We start from the raw sequence: 24,456 nt of genomic DNA on the forward strand, positions 1-24,456 counted from the left end.
GTTAGACGGGCTTCCATTAGGAAGATTTCTAGTGTAATATGCGCAGCATGCAGGAAATTGCTGGAAGCATAACAGCAATGCAGTGCCCAGGTGGCGGAATTGGTAGACGCGCTAGTTTCAGGTACTAGTGCCTTCGGGTGTGGAGGTTCGAGTCCTCTCCTGGGCACCACTTAATTCCCAAAAGGCGGAAGATCACAAGATCTTCCGCCTTTTTCATTTCCGGCTCGCAATCAGCACCCGCATGATTGTTCTGGCCGCGCATTCATCCCCCCGCCAGTCAGCAAAGGACACAGCCTGCAACAGTCTGTCGCCCTGCCCTCCTGTTATCTTGGCCAGAAGCAAGCAGATCAGGAGCCGCATGACCGCCGACCGCCGTTTTTCCCTGCAATCCCTGGACCGCGCCCGCTGGACCGCTGCTGTCGCCGTGGTACTCGTGCATTGCGCCGCCTACCCTTTGCAAAGCACAACTGAGTTCGGCAGCGCCGCCTGGTACTGGTCGAATTTCTATGATGCCGCAGCACGCTGGTGCGTACCGGTGTTCGTCATGATCAGCGGCGCCTTGCTGCTGGAACCCGGTCGGGTCAGCGGCATTGCCGCTTTCTACCAGCGCCGTGCCGCGCGCATTCTGCCCGCGCTGGTTTTCTGGAGTCTCTTCTACCTGTGCTGGAGCGCCTTTATGCACGCCTGGCAGCAGGAACCGCTGGCCATGGGCGCGTGGCTGGGCAAACTGCTCAAAGGCGCCCCCTATTACCATCTCTGGTATCTGTACATGATTGTCGGGCTGTATCTGTTCGCCCCTTTCCTGCAACGCATGTACCAGGCATGCTCGCCACGCGCCCGCCTGCTGGCACTGGCCACGATACTGGCCTGCGCCGCTGCCGATGCCGCACACCGCCACCTTTCCGCGGACGGCCGCCCCGGCTTCTTCTTCAACGCCTTCCTGCCCTATATCGGCTACTTCCTGGCGGGCCGCCTGATTTATGAGCGCACCCTGAGCCTGCCCTGGCCCGGCGGATTGTTTGCCGCCAGCGTCGCCGCCTCCACCCTCGGGGTTGCGCTCATGTCGCAGCCGGCCAGCCTGGATTTCTATTTTTACGATGCCTTCAACCCTGCCGTCATCCTGATGTCCCTGGCGGCCTTCCAATGGCTGCTGCAAGCCCGCACCATTCCCCGCCTGGGCGCGCTTGCACCACTGACCTTCGGCATCTACCTGCTGCATCCGGTATTCCTCGACCTGGCCAAAACCCTGGGCCTCTATGCACCCGGCAGACATTCCGCCTGGCAAATTCCACTGGCCACGGCCGGCATCTTCGGCCTCTCCATGGCCGCCACCTGGCTGCTGCGCCGTATTCCTGCCGCACGACAAGTCACCTGAGGCGCCACGCGCCGTACCGCCACCCGCCCCCAGAGCCATGGCCGATGCGCAACACCTTGCGCCGGGCAGACATCATCTGCCACAAATGGCAGCCTGCTGGCGCGCACAGGCCGCCTGGGCATGGATACAATGGGCCATCGCCCGGTTTCCCAGCCATCCGGCCCAGCATCGAAGGACATCCCATGAATTTCCGCCGCCTGGCCCTGAGCGCCAGCACTCTAGCCTGCTTCACCCTGGCCAGCACCGCTGCGCAGGCGCAAAATTTCATCGGCGCCGGCGTCGCCGTGGTGCCCGTCTATGAAGGCTCCAGCACGTACCGGACCGTACCGCTGCCCTTGATCAACTATCAATCAGGCAACTTCTTCATTACCCCGCGTGCTGGACTGCCCGCCCTGGGCCTGAAGACCAGCCTCGCCCAGGACCTGGAAGCCGGCGTGTTCCTTGGGCTGGATCTCGGCCGCAAGGCCAGCCGTACCGCCCGCACCAAAGGTCTGGACAACATCCATTTCCATGCCAGCTATGGCGCCTACCTGGAATGGACACCCGGCCCGCTCTCCCTGGGTGCAGCCTTCCGCAAGGCGGCCCATACCGGCTATGGCAGCGTCGTGGAACTGCGCGCATCCTATGCTGCCTGGGAAAGCGGTCCGCACCGCGTGCGTATCGGCGTCGATACCCAATGGAGCAGCCGCAGCGCCATGAAGACCTGGTTCGGCGTCACCCAGGAAGAAGCCATGAGTAGCCAGGCCGGCCTGCCGGCCTACTCACCCTCGGCAGGGTTCAAATCAGCATCGCTGTTTTCCGTCTGGAGCTACCGGCTGAGCAGCAACTGGTCCGCCTTGACGACAGTCGGCGTCAACCGGCTGTTCGGCGATGCCAAGGACAGCCCCCTCACCGCGCAGAAAACCAATCTGTTTGGCAGCATAGGCGCGATCTACAGCTTCTGATACCCAGCGTTCGGGCGCATTCACGGCCTTATGCATCATCGGCAGCCAGCGGTGGCGCCCGGCCTGCACAGGCCGGGCGCCACCGCAACGTGACATAGCCACCCAGCCTCACTCGCCGTGGGAAGCCAATCCGAGCACGACTTTCCCAAAGAGGCCGCGCCCAAGGCGATCAAGCGCCCCATACAGATCATCGAACAGGTAGCTGCTATCCACAACAGGCTTGATGCCTATGCTGTCAATGGCGTACACAAGATCTTCCAAGCCCCGCCTGTGGCCTACGCCTATGCCTTGAAGGGTGACTTGTTTGCGCAGCAAGGGGCCGGTTGGACCGGAAAAAGAAAACCCGTCGAAGATGCGTCCCTGCACCGCGACTGCTTCCACCGAGCGCCATGGCCACTGGCGGAATGCCACGCCGTCATCACACCTTGCGTCACCTCACTGCCGCCCGGCGCGGAAAAGAATTTTTAAGTTTTGCTTGATCCACAGCACTGCCAAGTTATTTGAATAGTGCTAGGCTAACAATAGTGAGCAGTGCAGAGAATAGCAGCGCGCCCGGGAAAACAGCCCGAGCGCGCCAGTACATACAGAACCTAACCCAACAGGAGTGTTTTGCCATGGCAAAAAAACTGGATTCGAAGCAAGCTAGTTCCGCAGCTCAACGCCGCAAGCGTCCCCTGGCCACCCCCACTGATCTGGGCAAAGACGCCACGCGTGATATCTCCGGCGCACTCAATCAGATCCTGGCAGACGTCTTCGCGCTGTACCTGAAGACCAAGAATTTCCATTGGCATGTCAGCGGCCCGCATTTCCGCGACTACCACCTGATGTTCGACGAGCAAGGCGAACAACTGTTTGCCATGACCGACGATATCGCCGAACGTATCCGCAAAGTAGGCGGCACCACGCTGCGCTCCATCGGCCACATTGCCCGTACCCAGCGCGTGCTGGATAACGACGCCGACTACGTCGATCCGCAAGACATGCTGGCCGAACTGCGCGACGACAACAAGGCGCTGGCTGCTGCGCTGCGCGCCGCACACGCCGTCACCGACGAGTACAACGACATCGCCAGCTCCAGCCTGATCGAAAACTGGATCGACGAAGCCGAACGCCGTACCTGGTTCCTGTTCGAAGCCAGCCGTCAGGCGCCGACCGCCTGATATCCCTCCGGCGCCGCCGATGGCGCCCCGGATTGACCACCGCCACGCCGGCCTGCCGCCTGCGTGGCGGTGGTCAATCCGCATCCAGCACGCCACTGTATTGACAATGATTATCAGTAGCGAATATCCTGTCCGCCGATAATGACTATATGCCTTCGGCCCAGGGCCTGGGGACTGACTCGGGCCTTGGGCCCGCGTCCCTGACCGCCCAACGCTGGCCTGGCCCGCGCGCAAGCCAGCGACGGCAGACCGAAGGTTTCCTTTCCGTCTTTACTGGACTATGGCTGCGATCCAACGCTTCAACATGGCAGACTACCGCCGCTTCGGCGAGCGGCATGGCTTCCGCTATGATTGGCCAGCCCTGGAAACACCTGAGGGCCCGCTCGAAACGACCGTCCTGGCGGAAGGCTTCATTGAGGAAATTCCAGTCGGCAGCGGCTTCACGCTGGTTATCTCCGACGTCATCAATCACTACGGCTATACCGCGAATTCCATCATATCGCCAGGGTTCACTGCCGTGTTGATGCTCGATGGACGTACCGAAGCATACCTGGGTGCAGGCCGCAAGCCGCTTGCACTCACGGCCAAGCACGCGATTACCGCCAGCCACTGCCAGACCGAATCCATGACCGGGCACCACCCCGCCGGCCAGCGCCTGCGCAGCGTGTCGCTGATGGCACGGCGCGAGCAGTTGGCCGACTCGGCCGCTACGCACATTCCCGAGCTTGAACAATGGCTCGACGACCCGCGCCTGCGGCTGCGTCACTGGCAGGCGGACGCCAACTTGCTGCAAGCCGCCAACAGCCTGTTCGACCCACGCTGGCAAGGCAGCCTGGGCCGCTTGTGGCAGGAAGGTGTGGCCTTGCAGATCCTGGCCACGGCACTGGCCGCCGATGACAGCGAGCTGGCCGCCCCCGCCGTACCCGCCAGCCGTGATATGCAGCGCCTGGCACGCGTGAAAGAATATCTGCTGACCTATCCCGAACAAGAACACTCGCTGGCCGAACTTGCGCGCCTGGCCTGCATGAGCAGCAGCAGCCTGCGCGAGAAATTCCAGGCTGCCTATGGGCAATCCGTCTTCGGCTTCCTGCGCGAATGCCGGCTGCAGCTGGCCAGCCGGGGGCTGCGCCAGGAAGGCTGGAGTATCGAGTATGCAGCCGAACGTGCCGGCTACCGCCATGCCAGCAGCTTTACCGCCGCCTTCCGGCGCCGCTTCGGCGTAGCGCCCAGCCTGTGGTGAGCGTTCCGCCTACACCGCTGCACCCGCCGTATTCCAACCCTTGAGATTACCCCTGTTTCTTCCCATTCCGACACGGGCGCAACGCCTGTAGCCGTCATTTCTGGCAGCACACCAAGATTATCCGGCATCGCGCACAGGCGCGGACAAGCCGCCGCAATCACAATAAAGGCTGCTCTATCCATTCAAGATCGAGAGAAGCCTTCATGAGTACGCAACCCAGTGCCCGCCCCGACAATCCAGTCGGCCACACGCCAGGCGCAGGAATTTCTCCCGCTGCCAGCGCAATCCAGCCCTTTACCCCAGACGGCGAAGCCCTGAGCTTCAAGCAATTGATCCGCATGGCACCCGGCACACTGGGCGTGGCAGTTGTACTGGCCATCCTGTCCGCCGTCTTCAGCATCCTGCCCTTCTGGCTGCTGTATCGCGTACTGGAACAGTTGCTGGCTCCCATTGCAGACATGCGCACAGTCTGGTTCAACCTGGGCGGCATGCTGGTGCTGCTGGCGCTGCGCTGGGCCTTGATGGCCGCCAGCCACATGCTGGCCCATAAAGGCGCCTTCACAGCCCAGCATCAGTTGCGCCTTGCGCTGGCCCGTCGCCTGGGGGAGGTCCCGCTCTCATTTTTCGCCAACCGTGGCTCGGGCAGCCTGCGCCGCACTTTGTCCGACGATGTCAACGCGCTGGAAGGCTTTCTTGCCCATATGCTGCCAGACGCGGCAGCAGCTGCTGCTGCGCCCCTGGCTGCGCTGGCCCTGCTTTTCGCGGTGGACTGGCGCCTGTCGCTGGCTGCGCTGGCACCGCTGCCCCTGGCCGTGCTGGCGCAGGCCTGGATGATGCGCCGTGCCGGAGAACGCATGGCCGAATGGAGCGCCCTGCAAAAACGCATCGCCAACCGCGTGGGCGAATATGTGCGCGGCGTGCATGTGGTGAAATCCTTCGGCCTGTCGTCACGTTCGTTCGCAGAACTGGCCGACGCCGTACGCGGCGCGGTGTATTGGGTGGCCGACTATTCCCGCAGCAGTTCCACAGGCTGGGTGATGTTCACCGGCCTGCTGGCCGCCAATATCGCTGTCGTCGCGCCTGTCGGCGCGTGGCTGCTGTTGGCCGGCAGCATCAGCATGCCGGTCTATCTGCTGTTCTTGCTGGTGGCGCCGTCGGTGCTGCTGCCGCTACTGCGGCTCACGTTCGCCATGGGTGAACAGATGCAGCGGGCCGAGGCCCTGGCCCGCATAGACGCCATCCTGCGCGCCCCCGCCCTGGCGGATACAAGCCGCGACGCACCGCTGCCCGGCAACCCCCTGGCCCTGGTCTTCCACGATGTACACCATCGCTACGGAACACGCCTTGCCCTGGATGGCATCAGCTTCACCGCGCCCGCCGGCGGCCTGACCGCGCTGGTAGGGCCCAGCGGTTCCGGCAAAAGCACCGTCGCACGCCTGCTGCCCCGGTTGTATGAATATGAATCGGGACAGATCCAGGTTGGCGGGCTGGGCATCCGCGACTGGCCACTGGACGAACTGCTGGCGCGCATCGCCATCGTCTTCCAGGAGGTGTACCTGTTCCATGGCAGCGTACGCGACAACCTGCTGCTGGCACGCCCCGGCGCCAGCGACGCCGACATGATCGCTGCCGCCAGGGCGGCGCGCGCACATGACTTCATCATGGCGCTGCCACAGGGCTACGATACCCAGCTCGGCGACCGTGGTGCGCGCCTGTCTGGCGGGGAACGCCAGCGGCTGTCCATCGCCCGCGCCCTGCTGAAAGACGCGCCCATCCTCGTGCTGGACGAAGCCACTTCCTACGCGGATGCGGAAAACGAAGTCCTGATGCAGGAAGCCATGGCCGCGCTGTGCCAGGGACGCACGGTGCTGATGATCGCTCATCGGCTGCACACCATCATGCATGCCGATCATATCGTCGTGCTGGATCACGGCTGCATCGCCGGCCAGGGCACCCATGCCGCGCTGCTGCGGGAATGCCCGCTTTATCACCAGCTCTGGCTGGACCACGAAGCCGCCCGCGACTGGACGCTGGCCACGGCCTTGCCGCAAGCTGAAGGAGGCCTGCAATCATGATTCGCGCACTCGTGCAATCCGGTTTCCGCCTGTCAGGTACCAGCGACCCACGCCTGTCTCAGGGCCTAGCCTGGGCCGTACTGGAAGGGCTGTTCGCTGCCGCCCCCTATCCTGTTCTCTATCTGCTGCTGCGCGATCTTTTCGCCGGGAACGCCACCACGGCGTCCGTCGCCTGGCAGGCAACCGCCATGGTGCTGTGTATCGCACTGCGCATTTTTGCCGGCACGCGCAGCATGCCGCTGATTTTTTCTGGCGCCTACGCCATGATGGGCGAAGCGCGCCTGCGCATTGCCGACCACCTGCGGCGCTTGCCCATGGGCTGGTTCGGCCGCCAGCGCGGTGGCGACCTGGGCGCCCGCCTGACGTCCGACCTGGAACTGGTGGAAAACCTGTGGTCGCACTTTCTAGGGATTTTCATCGCTGGCCTGGCCATGCCGGCATTCCTGCTGGGCTTTTTGCTCTGGCTGGATTGGCGCCTGGCGATTGCGGTGATGGCGATGATTCCACTGGCCCTGGTGTCCCTGTGGTGGAGCCAGCGTGTCGCTGCCCGTCCGGGTGAGCAGTTCCTGGCAGCCAATGCCCAGGCCCAATCCGAACTGCTGGATTACATCCAGGGTATCGCTGTCATCCGAGGCTTCGGCCGCTTTGGCAGCGCATGGCGCAAGCTGCGTCGTGCACTGGACCAGCAATTCGATGCTGCGCTGGCCGTGGAATGCCGCCCCGCACCCTGGATAGCGCTGTACGGGTTCATTCTGGAAACCGGTTTCGCACTGCTGATACTGGCCGGCGCCTGGCTGCTGCTGGACGACACCCTGCGCCCTGACGTTCTGGTGCTATTTCTGGTGCTGGCGCTGCCGGTCTACCGCCAGCTGTACGAGCTGGGCCTCTCGACCCTGCTGCTGCGCTTTGCCAGCAGGGCCTTGGCGCGCATCGAGAACATCATGGCACAGCAACCGCTGCCCGAACCAGATGCTCCGCAGGAACCTGCGGGGCGCGACATCACCTTCGACCAGGTAAGCTTTACCTATGACGGCGAAACCACGCCCGCCCTGGTGCAGCTGAGCTGCCACATTCCCGCGCATGGCCTGACAGCCATCGTCGGCCCCAGCGGCGCCGGGAAAAGCACCCTGGTGCACCTGATCGGCCGGCTCTGGGATGTCGATACCGGTGCCATCCGCATGGGCGGCACGGACCTGCGCGATATAGGCACCGAACAATTGCACAGCCATATCGGCATGGTTTTCCAGGATGTCGTCCTGTTTTCGGGCAGCGTGCTGGACAATCTGCGCATCGGACGGCCAGACGCATCCCGCGAAACGGTAATCGCTGCGGCACGCCGGGCGCAGGCCCATGACTTCATCATGGCCCTGCCGCAGGGCTACGACACGCAACTGGACGAAGGCGGCGCCTCGCTGTCTGGCGGCGAGCGTCAGCGGCTGTCCATCGCCCGCGCCTTGTTGAAAGACGCGCCAGTCCTGCTGCTGGATGAAGCAACGGCAAGCGTGGACCCATCGGCGGAAGCACAAATCCAGCGCGCCATTGCCGAGCTGGCACGAGGACGGACCATCATCGCCATCGCACACCGGCTGCGCAGCATCCGCCATGCCGACCATATTCTGGTCGTGGACGCAGGCAGGCTGGTGGAACAAGGCACGCACGATTCGCTGCTGGCACTGGATGGCATCTATGCCCGCCTCTGGCGCAGCCAACAGCAGGCGCAGGGCTGGACACTGGGCCCGGCCGCCTGACCCAAGCCACGCTGCTGCCTGTGCTCGGCTTCGCTGCCGGGCACGGCCGGCCGCCCGCCGCATGGGCACAAATGGACACTGGCCCACGGCCCGCACCGAAAAAAGAAACCGTTAGACAGACAAAAATAATCAATCTCGCGCGCCGGCACAAAGCAGACATGTAACAATGGCATCCTGGCATTTCCCCATTGTCTTATTGTCGACGCCCATATCACCATGCACACCGTAGAGATCATCCTACTGGTATTGATGCTCGGTGCCGTCACTGGCGTAGCCTCGCGCTACCTGACGGCCATCCCCCTGCCCCTGATCCAGATCACCATCGGTGCCTTGCTATCATGGCCGCAGGCGGGCCTGCATATCGGATTCGACCCTGAACTGTTCCTGCTGCTGTTCATTCCGCCATTGCTGTTCGCCGATGGCTGGCGCATTCCCAAGCGCGAGTTGTTCGGCCTGCATCGTCCTGTCCTGCTGCTGGCATTCGGCCTGGTGTTCATCACCGTGCTGGGCCTGGGTTATCTGATCCACTGGCTGCTGCCTTCCGTCCCGCTTTCCGTGGCCTTCGCCCTGGCTGCCGTCGTCTCGCCGACCGATGCGGTCGCGGTCTCTGCCATTACCCGCAATCTGGGCATGCCGCACAAGACCATGCACATCCTGGAAGGCGAATCCCTGCTCAACGATGCATCCGGCCTGGTGGCACTGAAATTTGCGCTGGCCGCGACCATCACCGGCTCGTTCTCGGCCCTGGACGCCGCACGCGACTTCGTCTGGATGTGCGTAGGCGGCCTGACGCTGGGCGCACTGATGGGCTGGGGCTTCAGCACGGCGCGCAAGAACATCACCCGCCGCCTGGGCGACATGGCCGCCACTCAGATGGTCCTGTTGCTGGTGCTGCTGCCGTTTGCCGTCTACCTGCTGGCGGAAGTGATTGGCACATCAGGCATCCTGGCCGCCGTAGCGGCTGGCATCACCACCAATATGGCAGACCTGGATCGCGGCGAATTCATCCATGAGCGCCTGCAGACGGACAGTACCTGGTCCATGGTGGAATCAGCTTTCAACGGTGCCATTTTCCTGCTGCTGGGCCTGCAATTGCCCACGATTTCCCGCACCATGATCGAGTCCAGTGACTACCCATGGTGGGAACTGACCGGCTTTGTCATCGTCATCGGGGCCGCACTGTTGCTGGTACGCTGGCTTTGGCTGACTTTCGTGGTTTATGGCCGCTTCTTCCGCACCCACTTGCCAGGCAAGCCGCCCGAGCAACCGCCGCAACGCTTGCTGGTGGCGACCACGTTCGCGGGCATCCGCGGCGCCGTGACGCTGGCGGCCGCGCTGTCCTTCCCCTTGATGCTCAACGCCAAGACTCCGTTCCCGGCGCGTGACCTGGTGGTATTTCTTTCTACCGGCGTCATCCTCTTCACCCTGGTTCTGGGCAGCGTGGCCCTGCCGCTGCTACTGCGCGGCCTGCCCAAGCCGACCGCCGACCATGCGGAAGAAGAAGAACGCTTGGCTCGTATCCAGGCCTGCCAGCAGGCCATCAGCAGCATGGCCATTACCGACGCCGAAATTGCGGCGCACGATGAAAAATGGCTGACGCAACACCAGGAAATCATCGGCCTGCTGACCAAGGAATACCGCCGCCGCATCGAAATGATGGAAGCCCACCAGGCCGAAGGCGAGGAGGATGCCGAAAGCAATGCCGACGGCACGACGGATTCGCGCGCGGTCATCGAGCGCAAGCAACGCTACATCATCGAACAGGAGCTGCGCCTGCGTGGCCTGCAGGCGGAACGGCGCGCCATCTATGCCCAACGCCGCAAAAACCTCATCAACGATGAAACCATGCGAGGCCTGGTACAGGAAATCGACATGGCGGAAATCAGCCTGAAGCGGCGCCTTGCCGCCAACCGCCGCCAGGTCGCCTGAGGCCTGGGCAGCCCCCCCTACGTATTGGGCGGCATCTGCCTCGCAGTCCCCGGATGCATATCCTGCATTCGGCGGCTGCGCCACTATCCATCTGTTATCACTCTGCACTGGCACTGGGCAAACAATATGCCCTGAGCTTGTCGTCAGTGCTTTCCCGGCAGGCAAGCCGAAAGCCTGGCGCCTGCGTCACTCGCCGTTCTGGCAGCGCTGGAAAATAAAGCCGCTATCGCTTTCCAGCTGCTTCAACCAGACCGGCACCTGCGCCGGCGGCAACGGGCGCGAGAAAAGATAACCTTGCGATACCGGACAGCGGTACGCCACCAACAATTCGCACTGGCCCCGGGTTTCCACCCCTTCGGCCACCACGGCCAGGCCCAGGCTGCGGCCAATACCAATCACTGCGGCAACCAGCGCCTGGAAACGTGGATCCTCCTGGCTCTTGCTGATGAAACTGCGGTCTATTTTGACCTCGGTCACCGGCAGGTTGACCAGGTTGGACAGGCTGGAAAAGCCGGTGCCGAAATCGTCCACCGACAAGCCGATGCCCAACTGCCGGATACGGTGCAGCAGATCCTGCATCTCCGGCGTCATCGCCATCATCGCGCTTTCGGTGATTTCGATGGTCAGGTCCGTGCCTGCCAGGCCGTATTCGTGCAACAGACCTGCCAGCATGTCGGGCAGATCACGATTGCGGAAATTGAATGGCGACAGATTGACAGCCACCGCAGGCACCGCCAACCCCTCGCTGCGCCACTGCGCCAGTTGGCGGCAGGCTTCGCGCAAGGCCCAGGCGCCAATGGCATCAATCTGCCCGATTTCCTCGGCCAGATTGATGAAACGTCCTGGTGGCACTTCGCCTAGCTTGGGATCGTGCCAGCGCGCCAGGGCTTCCATGCAATGCAGCTTGCCATTGGCGGTATAAACCTGCGGCTGATACGCCAGCGTCAGGGCGTTATCGGCAATGGCCCGCTTCAAGGCGGCACCCAGCAACAACCGGCTGCGTGCCAGCTGATTCATTTCGGGGCTGAAGAACTGATAAGCATCGCCGCCGGATTGCTTGGCGCGGTACATCGCATTCTTGGCATTATTGAACAGCGTATCGCGGTCCAGCTTGCCGTCCGGATAGTGACTAATGCCGATGCTGGCAGACATGCTCAGCTGGTGCCCGCCCAAATTGATGGGTGCGCGCACGGCGGCCAGCAGGCGCTCGGCCATCACTGCCGCGTGCCGGATGGTGCAACCGGGAATGACGATAACGAACAGGTCGCCTTCGGCACGGCTCAGGAACTCCCCTGACTTCAACACGCGCTGCAGGGCATTGGCAATCTGTATCAAGGCATGATCGCCGGCCACATGTCCCAGCGTGCCGTTGATATCCTGCAAGCGGTCAATATCCAGGCAGAAGAACCCCATTTCCTGCTCGGGCGACCGGCGCAGCAGCGCATCGACGTAATCATGCAGCCGACCGCGATTGGGCAGGCCCGTCAGTGAATCGGACTGCACCAGCCTGGCCATCTGCTGGCGGCTTTCCTCGCGCTCCACAGCCAGCGCGCACAAATGCACGCAGGCACTGATAATGCGTTCGTGCAATGCGGAAGGCCAGCGTGCATCGCGCGAATAGAACGAAAACACTGCCGCCACGCTGCCGTCGCGCCGCTTGATCGGATACGACCAGCAGGCATGCAGGCCATGAGCCAGCGCCACTGCACGGAACTCCTTCCAGAGCGCATCCGTGGAAATATCGTAGGCCAGCACCCGCACGCCGCGGGCAGCGGCCGTCCCGCAACTGCCTGCGCCCTCTCCCACGGTTTGCCCGACGATGGCGCCGGTATAGCCTGGCGGCAGGTAGCTCATGAACCAGTCCTGCAGTGTGCCAGCCTCCTGGTCCACGGTCATCAAAGACGGCAGGACATCAGGCGCAATGCCATGCACCAGCTGGCACAGATACCGCCCCAATTCTTCGAAGGACATGCCGCTGGTCAGCGCCGCCAGCATATCCCGTTCAAGTTCCCGGATCTTCTGTTCCTGCGCCTGGCGCGCCTGCTCATGCGGCGACCAGAGCTGGCAGCCGTCGCCACCTTGCAGTTTTTTCCATGGTTCCAGTTTGGCTTCGTCACACTGCACGCCACGGCACAGGCTGATCAGCAGGCTGCTGCCGTCACCGAGCTGCACGCGCGCCATCACCGCATTGATGTAGCTGCCGTCCTTGCGCGCCACACGCACATCCCGGCCTTGTGCCGAGCACATGGCATCGGCCTGTTCGCTGTCGATTTGCGCCGGTTGCAGGCTGCTAAACACCGCGCTGCCACAACGCAATGCCCCCGGCAGCAGGAATCCGGCATCACGCCCCATCACTTCTGAGCGCTCATAGCCCCAGAGCCGCTCGGACGCACGATTGAAAAAATAAATACGGCCCGCCTGGTCTATGAAGACCATGGACACCGCAGCCTCCTCCAGCCATGCCAGGGGAAGTCTTTCATCGCACGTACCAAAGTCTTCTTCTTTTTCCATTGATACGCTCTCTCTTGCAATCCAGCCGCGAAATACCTTAGAGCGAACCCAGAATCATCCTAGCGGTTCAGCCGTACTGCGATTAGGCTGATTTATACACCAGGTGTTACAGCGATAGCCATCGCAGCAATTCGAGTTTTTGCACGTCTCTCGCATAGAAACGCATTAATATGCAGTTTTTGTATAGTTTTTCGGGACTTTCACGCATGGCTATAGGCAATAGTGACAGCATCAGCATGGCCGTTTTCTGCGATTTCGAGAATGTTGCCCTAGGCGTGCGCGATGCCCAATACGAGCAATTCGATATCCGTCCGGTGCTCGAGCGCCTGCTGGTGAAAGGCAGCATCGTGGTGAAAAAGGCCTACTGTGACTGGGAACGCTACAAGGGCTTCAAAAACGCCATGCACGAAGCCAATTTCGAATTGATCGAAATTCCCCACGTGCGCCAGTCCGGCAAGAATTCGGCAGATATCCGGCTTGTCGTGGATGCCCTGGACCTCTGCTATACCAAATCGCACGTCGATACCTTCGTCATCATCAGTGGCGACTCTGACTTTTCCCCACTGGTGTCCAAGCTGCGGGAAAATGCCAAACAGGTAATCGGCGTGGGCGTGAAGCAATCCACCTCCGACCTGCTCATTGCCAACTGCGACGAATTCATTTTCTATGACGACCTGGTGCGCGAACAGGCACGCCGTAGCGGCCGTCAGGGAGGACGCGACAGCAGCCAGGCCAAACGCGGCACCGGGCAGGACGACGCCCGCCCGCGTCGCGAAGACCTGGAAACCCGGCGCGCCCAGGCGCTGGAAATCGCCATGGAAACCTATGATGCGCTGTCCTCGGAGCGCGGGGACGGCAGCAAGCTCTGGGCTTCCGTGCTGAAGGACGCCATCAAGCGCCGCCGCCCGGATTTCAATGAATCCTATTATGGCTTCCGCGCCTTCGGCAACCTGCTGGAAGAAGCGCAGGCGCGCGGCCTGCTGCGGGTTGGCCGCGACGAGCGCTCCGGCACCTATATCTGGCGTGACGGCAGTTCCGCCGGCACTGACCGCCATGCCGCCAGCGAGGAAGCGCCTGCCATCGACACAGGCAAACACGAAGGCGACAAGCGCCAGCAAGCGCGGACAAAAAACCGCCCAGCCCATTCCGGCAATCCGGACACCCAGGCAACGGTAGAGGCCTCGATACCGGCACCCGCTGCAAGCACGTCTGCAGCAGGCTCGACCAGCACCACCGCGGCTCCACAGGAAACCCCGCCACAGCCGGCGCCCCCCCATGCACCGGGCCGCCAGTCCAGCCGCCAAGCAACCGGCCGGCGCCGCAACGGCGGTAAGACTGGCAACGAGGCACAGCCTGATGCAGGCGCATCGGCTAGCCCAGCGGTAGATGCCGCTAACAGGGCAACGGCCAGCAGCGGTGTCGCCCCCTCCCTTGTCGGCCAACCGACACCCGACCATGCCAGCCAGCCAGCCGTGAACCCTGGTGACAGCAGCAGCGTGGGCGCTGGTGCTCATCCTGGCGGCACTGATACCCCCCAACGTTTGAGTGAACCTGGCGCCGCCCCTGACAGCCGCACAAGCGACGCAACCCAGGCCGCAAGCCTGGCCGACGATGCCGTCAAGTCCAGGCCTGCGGCCAGATCCCACCGGGCAGGCAGTGCCGCCAAAACCGCCAAGGCAAGCGCTGCCACAGAAGCGGCCGAGGCAGCACCGGACAATCGAACATCAAAAGCGCCAGCCAAAAAGCCCCAGGCAAGCCGGACCCGCACGGATGCCACGGCAGCGACCTCCGGCGCCACAGGCGCCGGGAAGGAAGCCAGGCAACCTGCCCAGGGAACAAGCGCGGGCGTGTCACTGGCCGCAGACGCGGCAGCCGCCACCGCCGGTAATGCAGGCGACCCGGCTGTGGCCGCCACGGAGAAAAAAACCAGTCGGCGCAAGCCACGTGCTACCAAGACGGCCAGCCATACCCCCCAGGATTGAAACCTGGGCCTCTCGTCCTCCCGCAGCATCACGCGACGCGTTATGCTTTCAGCTCCGCGCCAGGCGCCGAACCCGAATCCGACCCGTAATGGAATTCTTCAGCTACATCAGCGATTTTTTCGTCTATCTTTTCGACTTCATCCTGCATATAGATGCACACCTGGCGGAGCTGATACGCGACTACGGTGTTTGGGTCTACCTGATCCTGTTCCTGATCATCTTTTGCGAAACCGGCCTGGTCGTCACCCCGTTCCTGCCGGGCGATTCGCTGTTGTTCATGACAGGCGCCTTCGCCGCACTGCCGGATACCCCGCTGAATGTGCACGGTATTGCGTTGTTACTACTGGCCGCTGCCATCCTGGGCGATACGGTGAACTACACCATCGGCAAATATTTCGGCGCCAAGCTGTTCAGCAACCCTGATTCCAGGCTGTTCAAGCGCAGCCATCTCATGCTGGCAGAACAGTTCTACCAGCGCCATGGCCGCTCCACTATCATCATTGCGCGCTTCGCGCCCATCGTGCGCACCTTTGCCCCCTTCGTGGCAGGCATGAGCCGCATGCACTATCGCACTTTCATGCTGTTCAACATGCTGGGCGCCGTGCTCTGGGTGGTGCTGTTCGTCTACGCGGGCTACCTGTTCGGCAACTTGCCCATCGTGCGTGACAACCTGACCTTGCTGGCACTGGCCATCATCGCCATTTCCGTCCTGCTGCCCATGGCCCAGGTCTGGATCCAGCGCCGCCGCGGCCGCAAGCTGATGCAAGCGGCCAACAACCAGCCGGACTGAAACACAGGACAGGCTGCCTGCAGGCAAACAGCTCGCAGGCAGACCCTGATTTCCTGACAAAGAGATCAGACGGCGTTGGCCAGCGCCATCCGGTACTCAATAATGCCTGGCTTATCGGCCACCCAGTCGTACAGACGCTGCGCGGTACGGTTGGTTTCCTGCGTATGCCAGTAGAGCCGCTCACACTGCCGCGCCCTGGCTTGCGCTTGCACATACTCGATCAGCACCTTGCCAATTTGCCGTCCGCGAGCATTCGGATCGACGTAGAGGTCTTCCAGGTAGCAATAATCGTTCTGCCCCCAGGTCGAACGGTGATAAAGAAAGTTGACGAAGCCATGAATCCGCCCGCCTTGCGCAGCCACGGCGCAGTACACGGGCTCGTCAGGGTCAAAGAACCGGTTCCAGGTCGTTCGGGTCACTTCCAGGCCCAGCTGCACACCATAGAAAGTCTGGTAGCCGTTCCAGTAGGCAAGCCACTGCTCGTAGTCGTCCTGGGTAGCCGGGCGGACAGTAAGCCCTGTTTGTGCTGCACTCATCGCTGCAAAATCCTCGTTGCTGTTTGCTGTCATCTGGAACAGGCGGCACCCCTATCGCACCGGCCTGTGCCTGTCCGTGTTCTTCAGCTATCGGCTTGCCGACATGAAGAACAGGATTTATAACGTCGCAGCGGACTGAGCAGCCGTACCAGTTTCAACGATTAATACAGACCACCTTGTTGGCAGAAGCCTGAATCGCGGCCCATGCAGAATACAGCGTCAATGCGCAAGCAATAGGCATCATATCGGCATTCTGTTGGCAACCAACGCGCAGCCAAAACACAAGCAATAGAAACGGATCAACATCCAAATAGACAGCCATTGCCTCTATCTATTGCGCCCAGTTGGCTGCCACCTGCCGGCAGCACCATGAAGCCAGGCCAGCAAACAAATTGGCCTAGCCGCACATGACGGCCAGGCCAAGGACACTGCCATGCGCCTCCCGGGGCCGGGAAGGCGCAGTATTTAATGGGTTGCACGCAGCAGCCGCAGCCCGTTGAACACCACCAACAGGCTGGCGCCCATGTCGGCAAAGACAGCCATCCACATGCTGGCCTCACCTGCAATGGCCAGCGCCAGGAACACCACCTTGATGCCCAGGGCCAGGCCTATGTTCTGCCAAAGCACCCTGGCCGTGCGGCGTGCCAGTCTGATGAAATAGGGCAATTTGCGCAAGTCATCATCCATCAATGCCACGTCCGCCGTTTCCATGGCGGTATCGGAACCTGCGGCCCCCATGGCGAAACCGATGTCTGCCTGGGCCAAGGCCGGCGCATCGTTAATGCCGTCGCCCACCATGCCGACCACCATGCCACGTTCCTGCAACCCGCGCACCGTGCTCAGTTTATCTTCCGGCAGCTGGTCGCCACGGGCGTCGTCGATGCCGGCTTCCCGGGCGATGGCTTGCGCCACATGCTGGTTGTCGCCGCTCAGCATCAGGGTGGAAACGCCCAATTCATGCAATTGCCCGATCGCCTCGCGGCTGGTGGCGCGCAGGGTATCGGCCACGCCAAACAGGGCCAGCATCTGCGTGCCGGAGGCCAGCGCCACAACGGTCTTGCCTTCGCTGGCCAGCGCATCCATGGCGCCCTGGGCCGCCATATCCACCACCCCGCCCGCAGCCATCAGTTTCCAATTGCCCAGTCGGTAACCCCGGCCACCGATGATGCCTTGCGTCCCTTGCCCGCTGACCGCTTCAAAGCCTTCCACCTGTTGCAGCGCCAGGCCGCGTTCCGCGGCATGACGCGCCACTGCCTGCGACACCGGGTGATCCGACAGGCTGGCCAGGCTGGCCGCCAGCGCCAACATGCCATCACTCTGTGCAGCATCGGCAGGCGCAGACATCGCCATGCCGTCATGCACCTGGATATCGGTCAGCGCCGGCTTGCCGTGGGTCAGCGTACCGGTCTTGTCCAGCGCCACCCAGGACAGCTTGCGGCCCTGCTCCAGGAATACGCCGCCCTTGACCAGCACCCCCACGCGAGCCGCCGCCGCCAGGCCGCTGACAATCGTGACCGGCGTGGAAATCACCAGCGCGCACGGGCAGGCAATGACCAGCAGCACCAACGCACGGTAGATCCAGTCCATCCAGGCGCCGCCCAGCAGCAAGGGCGGCAGGATCGCAACCAGCAGCGCAATGACGAACACGGCCGGCGTATAGATGCGGGCAAAGCGGTCCACAAAACGCTGGGTCGGCGCACGGCTGGCCTGTGCTCCTTCAACCACAGCGATAATGCGTGCCAGCTTGGAGCCATCTGCGGGCGCCGTGCTGCGGTAGATCACCAGCGTTGATGTATTGATGCTGCCGGCAAATACGCTATCGCCCGGCCCTTTTTCCACCGGCAGGCTCTCACCGGTAATGGGTGACTGATCCAGCGCGGCCTGGCCTTCGACGATTTCGCCATCCAGCGCGATACGCTCACCCGGACGGGCCCGCACCAGGCTGCCCACCGGCACCTGCGCAGCCTCCCGCGACAGCCAGCTGCCGTCCGCCTGCTGTACATCCACCGTTTCCGGCGCAATATCCATCAAAGTGCGTACGGCATTGCGGGCCCGTTCCAGCGAACGTTCCTCGATCAGTTCGGCCAATGTGAACAGGAACATCACCATGGCGGCTTCCGGCCACTGGCCGATCAGAACAGCGCCCGTGACGGCCACTGTCATCAGGGCGTTCATGTTCAGGTCCAGGCGCACCAGTGCCGCCAGGCCTGCCTTGTAAGTTGAAAAACCACTGCACACGATGGCGACTACCGCCAGCAGCAACACCAGCCAGTTGCCATCGCCCAAGGCCCAGTGAGCGATTTCCGAACCCAGCGCTGCCGCGCCGGCCACCCACAGCAGCCAGCCGAAACCAGCGCCATGCCCGTGGCCACCATGGTCGCAACATGCCAAGGCATCGCCACCGCCATCCGCTGCACATGCCGCGCCTGCGAAGCCACTCTCGGGCGCGCAGCAGGCACCGGCGTGTGCATGGGCATCACCGTGGCCGTGCTGCTCCTTGCCATGCGCATGCCCTTCATGGGTTTGGCCATGATCGTGAGAATGATCGTGCTGGCCGTGCCTGGCCGCCTGGGCTTGAATCTTGTCCATAGCATGCATCCTGCTTGCAGTTTGATCTTGCCCCCATTACAAACCCTGTAGTGGCTACAGGGTCAAGCGCTATAATGAGAACCATGGAAAAGGTGGCGGCAAAGCAGGCCATATATGCAGGCGGCCTGCCGCTCGGCTGCCCTGCAGCCCCACTGCCAAGCGTGTTAACGCCATGGAGGATGTCATGAAAATCGGCCAGCTCGCCCAGCACACCGGCTGTGGCGTGGAAACCATCCGCTACTACGAACAAATCGGTCTGCTGCCGCCGCCCCAGCGCAACAGCAGCAACTATCGGGTCTATGGGGCGGAGCATCATGAACGGCTGCTGTTCATCCGCCACTGCCGATCACTGGATATGTCGCTCGATGAAATCCGCGCCTTGCTGGATTTGCGCGAAGAGCCGCGCCAAGGGTGTCTGCAGGTCAACACGCTACTGGACCGGCACATAGAGGAAATCGAACAGCGCATGGCGGCGCTGAGTGATCTGCGCGCGCGCCTGGACAGTTTGCGGCGTCAGTGCAATGGCGACCATCCGGTAGAGGAATGCGCCATCATTCAAGGGCTTTCCCATTGCGCCCAATGTGATGGCGACCCAAGGGCGCATAGTCAACAAACCGTACACGTACATCCATAAATACCCTGTTGCTGCCTCGTCTGCGCAGACAGCCCCGGCCAATACGCGGGATAATGCCACCGTTGCGCGCCAGCCCAGTGCCAGTGCCGCTTGAACCCGCCTTGCCCGGAATCCAAGGATGCTCAATCCCCTTGCGCCCAGAATCAATCTTCGCCGCCTGATCCTGTTTCTCTCCCTGATCAGCGCTTTTGCCGCACTGGTCAGTACCTTTCATTCCGGTTATGCCGTCCAGCGCCAGCAATTGATCGACCAAACGCTGGAAAGCAGTTATCTGTACGCCAACAAGCTGGCCACCAGCACCAATGAGTTCCTGGTTTCATCACTGCAGCAATTGCATGTCGCGGCCAAACTGCTTGCCACCCATATGGAACAACCCGCCTATCTGGGAGTGGAAGCCACCCGGTTGCATACGCAAACCGACAGCTTTAATTCCGTCGTCATTACCGACGCTGATGGCGATGTACTGGCGACTTCGCCAAACACACTGGGGCTCATCGGACGCCGGCTCAACACACCAGGTATCCACGAAGCCCTGGAACTGCGTCAACCGCTCATCAGCGAACCCTATCTTTCCACTGTCGGCAATTTCCTGGTCTTCATATCACAACCGGTTTTCGGAAGCGACGGCAGTTTCCTGGGTACCGTGGGCGGCTCCATCTACCTGAAACAGGACAGCATCCTGAACCGCCTGCTGGGCACGCATTATTACCGGGATGGCTCCTACCTCTATGTCGTTGACCGGCACGGCACCATCCTTTATCACCCGGACAATGTGCGTGTAGGCGAAACCGTCCAACACAACGCCACTGTTGCAAACCTGCTGCGGGAACAATCCGGCAGCGCCGTGATCACCAACAGCCGGGGCGTGGAAATGATCACCGGCTACGCCGTCATGCCGCTGACCGATTGGGGGATCGTCGCCCAGCGGCCGCTCACGGCCACGCTTGCTCCACTCGACGCGCTGATGCGCAAAATGCTGTTTCGCACCATTCCTTTCGCCATCATCATTTTCCTGGTGATCTGGTGGTGCGCCAGCAAGGTGTCGCAGCCACTGCAACTGCTTGCCAACGAAGCCGGGAACATGGAAGACCCGAACACCGGCAACAAGATCAAGCGGGTGCAATCCTGGTACTTCGAAGCCCAGGAACTCAAACGCGTCATGCTGCTGGGCATCACCCTGCTGAACCAGAAAATCAACAAGTTGCGCGAAGATGCAGAAACCGACCCGCTGACGCGGCTGCCCAATCGCCGCAGCCTCGATACCGCGCTCGCGCGCAGCCGCCAGACCGGTCAGGGTTTTTCCATCATTTCCGTCGATATCGACCACTTCAAACGGGTCAATGACACCTATGGCCACGATGCTGGCGACGCCGTGCTGCAAACCCTGGCTCACGAAATGCTGCAGTCATCCCGGCACATGGACCTGCCCTGCCGTGTTGGCGGTGAGGAATTCCTGATCTTCCTGCCCAATACCAGCAAAGCGCTGGCGGGCCAGGTGGCGGAGCGCCTGCGCCAGCGGATAGCAACCCTTGAATTCACCACCGTCGGCCACATCACGATTTCGCTGGGGGTGGCCTGTTGGCCGGAAGATGATGCCGATATCGGCGCAGTCCTGAAGTATGCCGACCGCATGCTGTATCAGGCCAAGCACAATGGCCGCAACCGTGTCGAAGTGCATGGGCAGGCCGCGCCGGCATTGCATCCTACAGGCATTGTTTCCTGAGGCCGCCCGGCCGCCCTGCGCCGCAAGGGCCGCCGATACCTGGAGGTGGGGACTGACCTTCAGGCCTGACGGATCTGCCGCAGCAGACCCGCCGTGGAAACATCCGTTCCACTGGCATCTTCCTGCGTGGCCCGGATGCGCGCCAGCGTTTCAGTGGCAATGCGCTTGCCCATTTCCACGCCCCACTGATCGAACGGATTGATGCCCCAGATGACTGATTGCACGAACACCTTGTGCTCATACATGGCAACCAGTGCACCGAGGCTGTATGGCGACAGTTCATCGAGCAGCAGCGTGGAGCAGGCCTGATTGCCGCGATAGCGCATGTGCACCGGCAAATCCGTCACCGCGCCCGGCAATGCGGCGTCGCCCAGGGCCAGCAGGCGAGACTGTGCCAGGCAATTGGCCAGTGCCAGCTCATGCTGCGCCACCAGCTCGCGCATGGCCTCGGTATACGCCTGTTCGCGATAGCGCCTTACCGGCACGATGAAATCGCAAGCCACAGCTTCGGTCCCCTGGTGCAGCAGCTGATAAAAAGCGTGCTGCGCATTGGGGCCCACGCCCCCCCAGATAATGGGGCAAGTCGCCCGGCTGACGGGCTTGCCATCCCGGCCGATGCTCTTGCCGTTGGACTCCATTTCCAGCTGTTCCAGATAAGCCGGCAAATGGTGCAAACGCCCGTCGTAAGGCAAGACAGCCAGGGCATGCACACCCAGCGCATTGATATTCCAGACACCGATCAAGGCCATCAGCACCGGCAGGTTTTCGCGCCAGGGAGCATGACGGAAATGCTCATCCATATCGCGGGCGCCGCGCAACAGACTGCGGAAACCATCCATGCCCAGCGCCAGCGCAATGGGCAGGCCGATTGCCGACCACAGTGAAAACCGGCCGCCGACCCAATCCCAGATACGCAACTGGTTTTCCCGTGGGATGCCCCACTGCGTCATTTTCTCCGGCACGGCCGACACGCCGATGAAATGGCAGCGTAACAGCCCTTCCATATTGCCCAGCGAGCGGCGCAGCCAATGCAAGGCGGTATCGGCATTGGCCAGGGTATCCACCGTGGTAAATGACTTGGAGGAAATAATGAACAGCGTGGTATGCGGATTGAGCGTGCGCAGCAGATAAGCCAGCTGGCTGCCATCCATGGTGGACGCAAAATGCAGGCGCACCGGCGTATCACCGAAATCAGCCGCCAGGGCGCGGCTTACCATCTGCGGCCCTAGATCTGACCCCCCAACACCAATATTCACGACATTGGTGATTGCTTCACCCGTCACGCCGCGCCACTGGCCGGCATGCACCTTGCGCACGATGCGTTCCATGTGGCGCAACTGTTCATGCACCTGGGCCCCGATGTCCTCGCCATCCAACACGCAGGGCACGTCTTCCGGCACACGCAAGGCCCAGTGCAGCGCGGCACGCTGTTCGGTGGCATTGACCGGCGCGCCGCCAAACAGTTGGCCCATCCAATGTTCCAGCCCGCTTTCACGCGCAACTTCGCACAGCAGGTCCAGGGTCTGCGGCAGCAGGCGCTGCTTGGAATAGTCGAACAGCAGCGGGCCAAAGCGGCAATGCAAGGCATCAAAGCGCGCCGGATCTCCGGCGAACAGTGATGCAATATGGCGCCCCTTCATGTCCAGCGCATGCTGCAGCAATGCGTTCCAGCTCATATCAATTCATATCCTAAGTTGCACGCGCCCAGCGTCGCGGCAATATCGTTCCCGGTGAAAAACGCCGGCCCAAGGACCGGTGCTTCTCCGCCACCCTATGGAGACGCCTGTGGCGCCGTATGGATGATGCCTCGTTTGACCTCGGCCTTAGGGCCGAGGCTTGCGCTTCGGCCCATGGCCAGCCTCGCCTGCCGAAAGCGCCAGTCCTGCCCGGCCACAACATGAGGGCGTCGCGACTGGCCCCGCGCCTCAATGCCGGCCAATGCCGTGATAAATAAAACCGCGTTCCTTGACGAACTCCGGGTCCCAGATATTGCGGCCATCCAGCAGTACGCCGTGGCGCATCAGTCTGGCCATGCGCGAAAAATCCGGGCTCCAGTAGCTTTTCCATTCCGTGACCAGCAGCAAGGCATCGGCCTGCTGCAAGGCGTCGTAGGGGTCGTCATGCAGGAACAGCGCCTGCCCCTGCTCCTTGGCCCAGCCAGAGAGCGCCGCCATGGCCTTGGGATCGTGCACATGCACTTCTACCCCCTGGGCCCAGAGCGCCTGGATCAGGCGCAGCGACGGCGCATTGTCTATGCGCGCCGTGCCAGGCTTGAAGGCAGCCCCCCAGAGAGCCACGCGCCGGCCCTGCAAATTGGCGCCGTAATGTTGCCAGAGCTTGTGGAACAACACTTCTTTCTGCCGTTCATTGATACGCCAGACCTGATTGAGCAATTCCGACTGCATGCCACTGCGCTGCAGCTCGCGCGCCAGACTCAACACGTCACGGGAAAAGGCCGGCCCCCCAAAGCCGCACCCGGGGTACAGGTAAGCAGGCCCGATACGCTGGTCAGCCCCCATGCCCTGGCGGACATTTTCAATGTCCACACCCAGAGTATCGGCCAGATTCGCCATATCGTTCATGAAGCTCAAACGCGTCGCCAACATGCCGCTGATCGCCAGCTTGGTGAACTCGGCCTCGCGCGTCGTCATCCACATGATGTTGTCGCGGCGGCGGTTGAATGGCCGCAGAATCTCCGCCAGCATGCGCTGCGCCCAGAATGACGAGGACCCCGCCAACCAGTGCTCGGCCCGGGTAAAACCGGCAAGCGCTGCCCCCTCGACCAGCAAATCAGGCAGGCAAAGCACCGCATCATCGCCCTCGCCCACCGCCTCGGTGAGCACATCCTGCAAGGCTTCGCTGCTGCCCACCGGAAAGGTGGACTGATTCACGACCAGCCAGGGTGCGTCACTGCGCGGTTGCAAGCGCGCCACGATGTTATAGGCCAGTTCGAACTGCGCCGGCGCCAGCGCCAGCCAGATAACGGCAACCTCCGGGCGCAGCGGCGCCTCCATCTCTTCCACGACCAGTGTACCTGCTGCCAATTGCTCGGCCAGCAAGGTATTAAGCCCGGGCTCACGGCTGGGCACTTCGGACGCCTGGAAAGCCGCCCGCCCGCCAGGCACATGCAAGGCCACGAAATGGCCGGACGAAGCCAGCGCGCCGGCACTCACAAGCGCACCGGTCGTATCACCATAGATCGCCAGATACATGGTCGCAA

General features: G+C 62.2%; 17 protein-coding genes and 1 tRNA gene. 12 read left to right on the forward strand and 6 right to left on the reverse strand.

Going from position 1 to position 24,456, the window contains the following annotated elements:
* The first annotated feature begins 84 nt into the window (after nt 1–84).
* From ACEW7X_RS09320 to ACEW7X_RS09330, 3 genes are all read left to right on the forward strand, one after another.
* Nucleotides 85–169, forward strand: a tRNA-Leu gene (locus ACEW7X_RS09320).
* A 189-nt stretch (nt 170–358) separates the two neighbouring features.
* Nucleotides 359–1,375, forward strand: a complete 1,017-nt coding sequence (locus ACEW7X_RS09325) for an acyltransferase (RefSeq protein ID WP_068369653.1) — start codon at nt 359–361, stop codon at nt 1,373–1,375.
* A 182-nt stretch (nt 1,376–1,557) separates the two neighbouring features.
* Entirely contained in the window at nt 1,558–2,319 is a 762-nt protein-coding gene (locus ACEW7X_RS09330; RefSeq protein ID WP_068370047.1) for a MipA/OmpV family protein, read from the forward strand.
* A 108-nt stretch (nt 2,320–2,427) separates the two neighbouring features.
* Here the strand turns inward: ACEW7X_RS09330 and ACEW7X_RS09335 are convergent, their stop codons facing one another.
* Nucleotides 2,428–2,730 (reverse strand): hypothetical protein, encoded by a 303-nt coding sequence (locus tag ACEW7X_RS09335; protein ID WP_420177108.1) that lies wholly within the window; start codon nt 2,728–2,730, stop codon nt 2,428–2,430.
* 203 nt (nt 2,731–2,933) lie between these two features.
* On the opposite strand from ACEW7X_RS09335, the gene ACEW7X_RS09340 reads away from it, so the two are divergent.
* From ACEW7X_RS09340 to ACEW7X_RS09360, 5 genes are all read left to right on the forward strand, one after another.
* On the forward strand, nt 2,934–3,479 hold the full coding sequence (locus ACEW7X_RS09340; RefSeq protein ID WP_068369659.1) for a Dps family protein: 546 nt from the start codon (nt 2,934–2,936) through the stop codon (nt 3,477–3,479).
* A 280-nt stretch (nt 3,480–3,759) separates the two neighbouring features.
* Nucleotides 3,760–4,719, forward strand: coding sequence for a helix-turn-helix transcriptional regulator (locus ACEW7X_RS09345; RefSeq protein ID WP_420177109.1), 960 nt, complete (start codon nt 3,760–3,762; stop codon nt 4,717–4,719).
* A 203-nt stretch (nt 4,720–4,922) separates the two neighbouring features.
* A complete protein-coding gene (locus ACEW7X_RS09350) occupies nt 4,923–6,794 on the forward strand; it encodes an ABC transporter ATP-binding protein (RefSeq protein WP_420177110.1) in 1,872 nt (623 codons plus the stop codon).
* Nucleotides 6,791–8,542 carry an ABC transporter ATP-binding protein gene (locus tag ACEW7X_RS09355; protein ID WP_420177111.1) on the forward strand — a complete coding sequence of 584 codons (1,752 nt, stop codon included), beginning with the start codon at nt 6,791–6,793 and terminating at the stop codon, nt 8,540–8,542. The genes ACEW7X_RS09350 and ACEW7X_RS09355 overlap by 4 nt, the downstream gene beginning before the upstream one ends.
* Before the next feature lie 216 nt (nt 8,543–8,758).
* Nucleotides 8,759–10,471, forward strand: a complete 1,713-nt coding sequence (locus ACEW7X_RS09360) for a Na+/H+ antiporter (protein WP_068369666.1) — start codon at nt 8,759–8,761, stop codon at nt 10,469–10,471.
* A 186-nt stretch (nt 10,472–10,657) separates the two neighbouring features.
* Here the strand turns inward: ACEW7X_RS09360 and ACEW7X_RS09365 are convergent, their stop codons facing one another.
* Nucleotides 10,658–12,907 (reverse strand): EAL domain-containing protein, encoded by a 2,250-nt coding sequence (locus ACEW7X_RS09365; RefSeq protein WP_420177923.1) that lies wholly within the window; start codon nt 12,905–12,907, stop codon nt 10,658–10,660.
* A 281-nt stretch (nt 12,908–13,188) separates the two neighbouring features.
* Between ACEW7X_RS09365 and ACEW7X_RS09370 the strand changes: the two genes are divergently transcribed.
* Nucleotides 13,189–14,964 carry an NYN domain-containing protein gene (locus ACEW7X_RS09370; RefSeq protein ID WP_420177112.1) on the forward strand — a complete coding sequence of 592 codons (1,776 nt, stop codon included), beginning with the start codon at nt 13,189–13,191 and terminating at the stop codon, nt 14,962–14,964.
* Nucleotides 14,965–15,052: 88 nt separating this feature from the next.
* Nucleotides 15,053–15,754 carry a DedA family protein gene (locus ACEW7X_RS09375; protein ID WP_068369680.1) on the forward strand — a complete coding sequence of 234 codons (702 nt, stop codon included), beginning with the start codon at nt 15,053–15,055 and terminating at the stop codon, nt 15,752–15,754.
* Between the two features lie 65 nt (nt 15,755–15,819).
* On the opposite strand, the gene ACEW7X_RS09380 is transcribed toward ACEW7X_RS09375, so the two are convergent.
* Together ACEW7X_RS09380 and ACEW7X_RS09385 are read right to left on the reverse strand one after the other, a co-directional pair.
* A complete protein-coding gene (locus ACEW7X_RS09380) occupies nt 15,820–16,290 on the reverse strand; it encodes a GNAT family N-acetyltransferase (protein WP_420177113.1) in 471 nt (156 codons plus the stop codon).
* 465 nt (nt 16,291–16,755) lie between these two features.
* Nucleotides 16,756–18,879: a heavy metal translocating P-type ATPase gene (locus tag ACEW7X_RS09385; protein ID WP_420177114.1), complete on the reverse strand. Its 2,124-nt coding sequence runs from the start codon at nt 18,877–18,879 to the stop codon at nt 16,756–16,758.
* A 184-nt stretch (nt 18,880–19,063) separates the two neighbouring features.
* On the opposite strand from ACEW7X_RS09385, the gene cadR reads away from it, so the two are divergent.
* Nucleotides 19,064–19,513 carry a Cd(II)/Pb(II)-responsive transcriptional regulator gene (gene cadR / locus ACEW7X_RS09390; RefSeq protein ID WP_415358631.1) on the forward strand — a complete coding sequence of 150 codons (450 nt, stop codon included), beginning with the start codon at nt 19,064–19,066 and terminating at the stop codon, nt 19,511–19,513.
* 118 nt (nt 19,514–19,631) lie between these two features.
* On the forward strand, nt 19,632–21,236 hold the full coding sequence (locus ACEW7X_RS09395) for a sensor domain-containing diguanylate cyclase (protein WP_130487494.1): 1,605 nt from the start codon (nt 19,632–19,634) through the stop codon (nt 21,234–21,236).
* A gap of 59 nt (nt 21,237–21,295) precedes the next feature.
* Here the strand turns inward: ACEW7X_RS09395 and pgi are convergent, their stop codons facing one another.
* Together pgi and ACEW7X_RS09405 are read right to left on the reverse strand one after the other, a co-directional pair.
* Nucleotides 21,296–22,912, reverse strand: a complete 1,617-nt coding sequence (gene pgi, locus ACEW7X_RS09400; protein ID WP_068369692.1) for a glucose-6-phosphate isomerase — start codon at nt 22,910–22,912, stop codon at nt 21,296–21,298.
* 249 nt (nt 22,913–23,161) lie between these two features.
* Complete coding sequence (locus ACEW7X_RS09405) at nt 23,162–24,448, reverse strand: UDP-glucose dehydrogenase family protein (protein ID WP_127774411.1); 1,287 nt, start codon at nt 24,446–24,448, stop codon at nt 23,162–23,164.
* Between the last annotated feature and the right edge of the window lie 8 nt (nt 24,449–24,456).

This window comes from Kerstersia gyiorum (assembly GCF_048595715.1).
Lineage (GTDB): Bacteria > Pseudomonadota > Gammaproteobacteria > Burkholderiales > Burkholderiaceae_B > Kerstersia > Kerstersia gyiorum.

Coding starts and splice junctions, on each gene's coding strand:
- ACEW7X_RS09325 (WP_068369653.1), top strand. CDS start 359: ATGACCGCCGACCGCCGTTTTTCCCTGCAATCCCTGGACCGCGCCCGC.
- ACEW7X_RS09330 (WP_068370047.1), top strand. CDS start 1,558: ATGAATTTCCGCCGCCTGGCCCTGAGCGCCAGCACTCTAGCCTGCTTC.
- ACEW7X_RS09340 (WP_068369659.1), top strand. CDS start 2,934: ATGGCAAAAAAACTGGATTCGAAGCAAGCTAGTTCCGCAGCTCAACGC.
- ACEW7X_RS09345 (WP_420177109.1), top strand. CDS start 3,760: ATGGCTGCGATCCAACGCTTCAACATGGCAGACTACCGCCGCTTCGGC.
- ACEW7X_RS09350 (WP_420177110.1), top strand. CDS start 4,923: ATGAGTACGCAACCCAGTGCCCGCCCCGACAATCCAGTCGGCCACACG.
- ACEW7X_RS09355 (WP_420177111.1), top strand. CDS start 6,791: ATGATTCGCGCACTCGTGCAATCCGGTTTCCGCCTGTCAGGTACCAGC.
- ACEW7X_RS09360 (WP_068369666.1), top strand. CDS start 8,759: ATGCACACCGTAGAGATCATCCTACTGGTATTGATGCTCGGTGCCGTC.
- ACEW7X_RS09365 (WP_420177923.1), bottom strand. CDS start 12,907: ATGGTCTTCATAGACCAGGCGGGCCGTATTTATTTTTTCAATCGTGCG.
- ACEW7X_RS09370 (WP_420177112.1), top strand. CDS start 13,189: ATGGCTATAGGCAATAGTGACAGCATCAGCATGGCCGTTTTCTGCGAT.
- ACEW7X_RS09375 (WP_068369680.1), top strand. CDS start 15,053: ATGGAATTCTTCAGCTACATCAGCGATTTTTTCGTCTATCTTTTCGAC.
- ACEW7X_RS09380 (WP_420177113.1), bottom strand. CDS start 16,290: ATGAGTGCAGCACAAACAGGGCTTACTGTCCGCCCGGCTACCCAGGAC.
- ACEW7X_RS09385 (WP_420177114.1), bottom strand. CDS start 18,879: ATGGACAAGATTCAAGCCCAGGCGGCCAGGCACGGCCAGCACGATCAT.
- cadR (WP_415358631.1), top strand. CDS start 19,064: ATGAAAATCGGCCAGCTCGCCCAGCACACCGGCTGTGGCGTGGAAACC.
- ACEW7X_RS09395 (WP_130487494.1), top strand. CDS start 19,632: ATGCTCAATCCCCTTGCGCCCAGAATCAATCTTCGCCGCCTGATCCTG.
- pgi (WP_068369692.1), bottom strand. CDS start 22,912: ATGAGCTGGAACGCATTGCTGCAGCATGCGCTGGACATGAAGGGGCGC.
- ACEW7X_RS09405 (WP_127774411.1), bottom strand. CDS start 24,448: ATGTATCTGGCGATCTATGGTGATACGACCGGTGCGCTTGTGAGTGCC.